This window comes from Actinoplanes sp. ATCC 53533 (assembly GCF_003947245.1).
On record NZ_QHHV01000282.1, the window covers coordinates 1 to 6,023 of the forward strand.

A 6,023-nucleotide genomic window follows, 5' to 3' on the forward strand; every position below is an offset into this window, starting at 1 on the left:
GCGGAGCCTACATACCCGCCTTCTGCGACGTGGTCGCCATGGTCGAGGGCAACGCGAGCATGTATCTGGGCTCCGACCGGATGGTCGAGATGGTCACCGGCGAGAAGACGACGCTGGAGGCGATGGGCGGCGCGCGGGTGCACTGCGCCGAGTCCGGCGTCGGTCATTTCCTCTGCAAGACCGAGCAGGACGCGCTCGACGTGGTCCGCTCGTACCTGTCGTTCCTGCCGTCGAACTGGACGCAGCAGCCGCCGGCGGCCGAGGCGCAGGATCGCGCCACTGTGGATCTCGCCGCGCTGGTCCCGGTCAGCGAGCGCCAGGCCTTCGACATGCGCCGTTACGTCAAGGGCATCGTCGACCAGGGCTCCTTCTTCGAGATCCACGCGCTCTGGGCCCGGGAGCTCACGGTCGGCTTCGCCCGGCTCGACGGCCAGGTCGTCGGCGTGGTCGGCAACAACTCGATGTTCAAGGGCGGGGTGCTCTTCGTCGACTCGGCCGACAAGGCGAGCCGCTTCGTCCAGCTCTGCGACGCCTTCAACGTGCCGCTGCTCTTCCTCTCCGACGTGCCCGGCTTCATGGTCGGCAGCGCGGTGGAGAAGCAGGGCATCATCCGGCACGGCGCCAAGATGATCAGCGCGATCTCCGAGGCCACCGTGCCCAAGATCTGCGTCGTGGTCCGCAAGGCGTACGGCGCCGGCCTGTACGCGATGGCCGGTCCCGGCTTCGACCCGGAGGCGACCATCGCCCTGCCGACCGCCAAGATCGCGGTGATGGGCGCGGAGGCGGCCGTGAACGCGGTCTACGCCAACAAGATCGCCGCGCTGCCCGAGGACGAGCGGGCGGCCTTCGTCGCCGAGCGCCGCGCCGAGTACGAGCGCGACATCGACATCCTGCGCCTGGCCAGCGAGCTGGTCATCGACACCATCGTCGAGCCCGCCGACCTGCGCGGCGAGCTCATCCGCCGGTATGCCGCCGCCCGCGGCAAGGACCGCGGATTCTCCCGGCGCCGGCACGGCGTCACCCCGGTCTGAAAGAACCACCTGTCCAGAAAGGACATGTCATGGTCGACTTCCGGCTCAGCGAGGAGCAGGACGCGCTGCGCGCCAGCGTGCGGGAATTCGCCCGCGAGCAGGTCGCGCCGGTGATCGCCGAGCACTACGAGCGCAAGACCTTCCCGTACGACGTGGTTCGGCAGATGGGCAAGATGGGCCTGTTCGGCCTGCCCTTCGCCGAGGAGCACGGCGGCATGGGCGGCGACTACTTCACCCTCTGCCTGGCCTTGGAGGAGCTCGCCCGGGTCGACAGCAGCGTGGCGATCACCCTGGAGGCGGGCGTCTCGCTGGGTGCCATGCCGATCTACCGCTTCGGCACGCCCGCTCAGCAAGCCGAGTGGCTGCCCCGGCTGGTCAGCGGCGAGGCGCTCGCGGCGTTCGGGCTCACCGAGCCGGGCGCGGGCTCCGACGCCGGCGGCACCACCACCCGCGCGGTGCTGGACGAGCGGACGAACGAGTGGGTGATCAACGGCAGCAAGGCCTTCATCACCAACTCGGGCACCGACATCACCTGCCTGGTCACGGTGATGGCGGTGACCGGCACCGACCCGGACGGCGGCAAGGAACTCTCCACGATCATCGTGCCGTCGGGCACGCCGGGCTTCACGGTCGCCCCCGGCTACTCGAAGGTCGGCTGGTGCGCCTCCGACACCCATGAGCTGGCCTTCGACGACGTCCGGGTGCCCGCGGCCAACCTGCTCGGCGAGCGGGGCCGCGGCTTCGCACAGTTCCTGCGGATCCTCGACGAGGGGCGGATCGCCATCGCCGCGCTGTCGGTGGGCCTGGCCCAGGGCTGCGTCGACGAGTCGGTGCAGTACGCCACCCAGCGGCAGGCGTTCGGCCGGCCGATCGGCAACTACCAGGCCGTCCAGTTCATGATCGCGGACATGGAGATGCGCGCGCACACGGCGCGGATCGCGTACTACGAGGCCGCGTCGCGGATGCTCGCCGGCGAGGACTTCAAGCACCAGGCGGCGCTGGCGAAGCTGTGCGCGAGCGAGGCGGCGATGGACAACGCCCGGTACGCGACCCAGGTGCACGGCGGCTACGGCTTCATGAACGAGTCGGCGGTCGGCCGCTTCTACCGGGATGCGAAGATCCTGGAGATCGGCGAGGGTACGTCCGAAGTGCAGCGAATGATCATCGCGCGCGGCCTGGGACTGTAGATCTTGGACTCGAGGTCGATTTCTGCGGCAAATCCGACGGGGTAAGCGTCGGTTACTCGACAGAAAGCATGCTGAACTCGGCATCCATCGAACTTGGTGCCTAGGTTCGAGACATGACGTCCGATCACGGGGCGGACCAGGATGGTCCGGGATTCGACGCTGTGCTGCGCAGCTACCGGCTGCGGGCGAAACTGACCCAGGACGAGCTGGCGGCCCGCGCGGGGGTCGGGGTGCGCACGGTGCGCGATCTTGAGCGGGGTCGCGCCTCCCGACCGCAGCGGACCACGGTGGAACTACTCGCGGCCGCGCTGGGTCTCGCGGGGGCGGACAGGCTGGCGTTCCTGGCCGCCGCCAGGGGCCAGCAGGCCGGTGCCTCCGCGCTGTCGCGGTATGTACGCCTGCCGCCGGCCGCTGACCTGATCGGCCGCGACGGCGACGTCGCGGAACTGGTCGCCCGGCTCTCCCCGGCGGGGGAAGAGGGGCCGCGGGGCGTCACGCTGGTCGGCCTGGCCGGAGTGGGTAAGACCAGCCTCGCGCTCGCCGTGGCGCACCGGGTCGCGCCCGCATATCCGGGCGGTGTCGCCGGCATCGTCGTCACCGACGGCTCCACCGCCGGCGAGGTGCTCGGTGGCGTCGCAGCGGTCTTCGGGGTGGGCCGGCCGGACGATCTGGCGCCCCGGTTCGCCGGCCGGTCCGCGCTGCTGCTCGTCGACGCGGTCGAGCGCGCGCCGGAGGCCATCGCCGAGGCGCTCAGCCGGCTGCTGCGCCAGCACCCGACTCTGCGGTTTCTGGCCACCGGCCGTCACCCGGTCGGCCTGCCCACCGAACGGGTCTGGCCGGTCGCGCCGCTGGTCGCCCCGCCGGAGGAGGCGGGCCCGGCGCTCGCCGACGTGGCCGGCTATCCGGCGGCCGCGCTCTTTCTCGACCGGCTCGCCCGGGTGCGCGGCGGTCCGATCGAGCCCGACGAGGTGGCGCCGCTGTCCGCGCTGGTCCGGCGGCTCGGTGGCCTGCCGATCGCCCTCGAACTGGCCGCCGCCCGGGGCCGGGTGCTGACGGTCGCGGAGATCCTCGACCGCTACGGCGACCGGGTCCTGGACCTGTCCGGCCGGCCGGCACCGGGCGCCGTCGTCTCCGTACGCGAAGCGGTCGCGGCCAGCTACCGGCTGCTCGCCCCCGACGAGCAGCGCGCCCTGCACCGGCTCGCGACCTTCCGCAACCGCTGGTCGCTGGACCTGGCCGAGGCGGTGATCGCGGACGGCCCGGTCACCGACGCGGTGCACCTGCTCGACCGGTTGCTGGAGCTGGGCCTGCTCAGCGCCCGTGGTGCCCGCGCCTTCCGGTTCCGCCTGCTGGACGTCGTCGGAGACTTCGCCCTCGAACGGGCCGCCGCCGACGGTGACCTGCCCGCCGCCCGGCACCGGCACGCGCGGGTGCTGGCCGACCTGGCCCAGGAGATCGCGCCCGACCTCAAGGGCGGGCACCTGGCCGAGGCCGCCGCCCGCCTCGACGACGTCGCGGGCGACCTGGGCGCGGCGCTGACCTTCGCGGCCCGCGAAGACCCGCACGTCGCGTTGCGCCTCGCCGCCGCGCTGCCACGGTGGTGGCGGTTCCGCGGCCGCGACGTCACCGGCCGGCAATGGCTGCGCCGGCTGTTGGCCGATCCGCGGACGGCCGACGCCGACCCGCTGGTCCGGGCCTGGGCCAAGGTCGGGCTGGCCCAGCTCGCTCTCGAACACGGCTCGGGCGGTGAGGAGATCGGCTCGGCCGACGCCGCGCTGGCCGACTTCATCGCGCTCGGCGACGTGCCGGGGCAGCTCACCGCGCATACCCAGCTGGCCGCCCTGTGGATGACGGCCGGTGGCTACGAGCGGGCCCGCCGGCACGGCGCCGCCGCGCTCGACCTGGCCCGCGCGAGCGCCCGGATCCGTGACATGGCGGTCGCGGAGAACAACCTGACCTGGCACGAGATCCGCGAGGGCGACCTGAGCGCCGCCCGGTCCCGGCTCGCGGAGGTGGACCGGCTGGCCAGCCGGTGCGGCGAGCACCGGCTGCGAGCGGTAGCGGTGGCGAATCTCGCTGAGGTGGAGCGCCTCGACGGCCGGTTCGACGACGCGGCGCGGCTGGGCCGGGACGCGATCGTCGAGCTGGAGGAGGTCGGCGACCCCGGCCAGCGGCGCCGGGTGCTCGCGACGGTCGGCCTGGCGCTGGCCGACAGCGGACGGGTCACCGAGGCGGTCGCGGTGCTGGCCGAGCTCCGGGGGCCGGATCCGCATCCGCCGGCCGACGGGCCGGCCGCGATCGTCGAGGCGGCGATCGCGCTGCGGCGGGGCGAGGAGAAGCGGGCGGCGGAGATCTTCGCGGTCGCGGTGGAGGCCTACGCCGGCGCACATGACCCGCGCGACACGGTGGAGGCCCTGGTCGGCGTGGTGCGGAGCGCCCCGGAGGCCGATCGCCGCCGGGAGGCGGTGGCACACCTCGCCACGCTCTGCCGTACGGGCGGGATCACGCTGCTGCCCCGGGAGCGGGACCTGCTCGGCGGGGAAGCGATGCGACAGCTGGAAGATCTGCTCTGAGCCGCGGCAGGGCGTGGACGACCGGCGCTTGATGCGCCCCCCACACGCCGGTCGTCACAACGCCCCGGTAACGCGGCGTGAACGTAGGCACCCCCGTTGCCCCGCCTAGGCCTCGGCCGCGCCGCGTCCCCCTGCAGAGATCACCTTAGTCCGGGCCGCCGGGCGATTTGCGGGGAAAGGTGGGTTTTTCGGCAACGCAGAGTGGTGCTTCTGCCGGTAGTTCTGCCGGTTACTACCTCGTTCGAGTCAGCCGGCTGGGACGATCGGGATGGCGTTCTCCTCCGAGCTGCCGGCCGTCGCGCACGGGTTGACCGCATCGCGGATGGTCCGCAGCGACCCGAGCGTCTGCTCGAGCTGGACGGGGGTGAGCTGACCGATGAACCAGCGCTGCACCAGCTCAAGATGCCCGGGCAGGATCTCCTCGAGCCGGGCCAGGCCGGCCTCGGTGATCACCGCGAACGAGCTGCGGCGGTCGCTCGGGCAGGCCTCGCGGCGGATCAGACCACCGCGGTCCATCCGGTCGACGACGCGGGTCACCCCGCTGGTGGACAGCGACGTCTGGCCGGCCAGATCGGTCATCCGCAGGCGATGCTGGGGCGAGCGGGCGAGGCGCATCAGCACCTCGAACTCGACCGGGGACACCCGGTGTTGCTCGAACTGGGCGGCGAAGCGGCTGCTCAGCCCCGTGAACGCCTCGGCGAACAGGCCGATGGCGGTCAACCGGGGGTCATCAAAATCGGTAGCCACGCCAGCCATGTTACCCCGTTCGCTTGACAGGGGGAATATTGCTTGGCATATAGTTGCTCCGTCAGACAACAACTTGACTCTGCTTCGAGAGGAACTGTCATGACCGACTCCGTCGCCAGCACCCGCGAGTTCGAGGGTCTCCAGATCCCGGCCGCCGGCACCTACCAGCTGGATGCCGCGCACAAGCGGGTCGGCTTCGTGGTGCGTCACCTGATGGTCAGCAAGGTGCGCGGCAACTTCGCCGAGGCTGATGCGACCATCACCATCGCCGAGGACCCGCTGCAGTCTTCGGTCACCGCGTCGATCACGACCGCGAGCGTGCAGACCGGCAACGTCGACCGCGACAACCACCTGCGCACCGGCGACTTCTTCGAGGCCGAGAAGTACCCGGCGATCACCTTCCGCAGCACCGGCATCAAGTCGCACGCCGGCGCCGAGTTCGTCCTCGACGGTGAGCTCACCATCAAGGACGTCACCAAGGCGGT

Annotated in this window: 5 protein-coding genes; 4 read left to right on the forward strand and 1 reads right to left on the reverse strand. The window is 71.9% G+C overall.

The window, feature by feature from the left end; all coding sequences use genetic code 11:
* The 3 genes from DMB66_RS53425 to DMB66_RS53435 form a co-directional block, all read left to right on the forward strand.
* Window positions 1-1,031, forward strand: a 1,031-nt coding sequence (locus tag DMB66_RS53425) for an acyl-CoA carboxylase subunit beta (RefSeq protein ID WP_125811731.1), incomplete at its 5' end; no start/stop codon positions are given.
* Window positions 1,032-1,060: 29 nt separating this feature from the next.
* A complete protein-coding gene (locus DMB66_RS53430) occupies window positions 1,061-2,218 on the forward strand; it encodes an acyl-CoA dehydrogenase family protein (protein WP_125811732.1) in 1,158 nt (385 codons plus the stop codon).
* 113 nt (window positions 2,219-2,331) lie between these two features.
* Window positions 2,332-4,791, forward strand: a complete 2,460-nt coding sequence (locus tag DMB66_RS53435; RefSeq protein ID WP_125811733.1) for a helix-turn-helix domain-containing protein — start codon at window positions 2,332-2,334, stop codon at window positions 4,789-4,791.
* Window positions 4,792-5,037: 246 nt separating this feature from the next.
* Here DMB66_RS53435 and DMB66_RS53440 read toward each other — a convergent pair whose 3' ends face one another.
* Entirely contained in the window at window positions 5,038-5,547 is a 510-nt protein-coding gene (locus tag DMB66_RS53440) for a MarR family winged helix-turn-helix transcriptional regulator (protein ID WP_125811734.1), read from the reverse strand.
* Window positions 5,548-5,637: 90 nt separating this feature from the next.
* Here DMB66_RS53440 and DMB66_RS53445 point away from each other — a divergent pair.
* On the forward strand, window positions 5,638-6,023 hold a 386-nt coding region (locus DMB66_RS53445), incomplete at its 3' end, for a YceI family protein (RefSeq protein ID WP_148112878.1).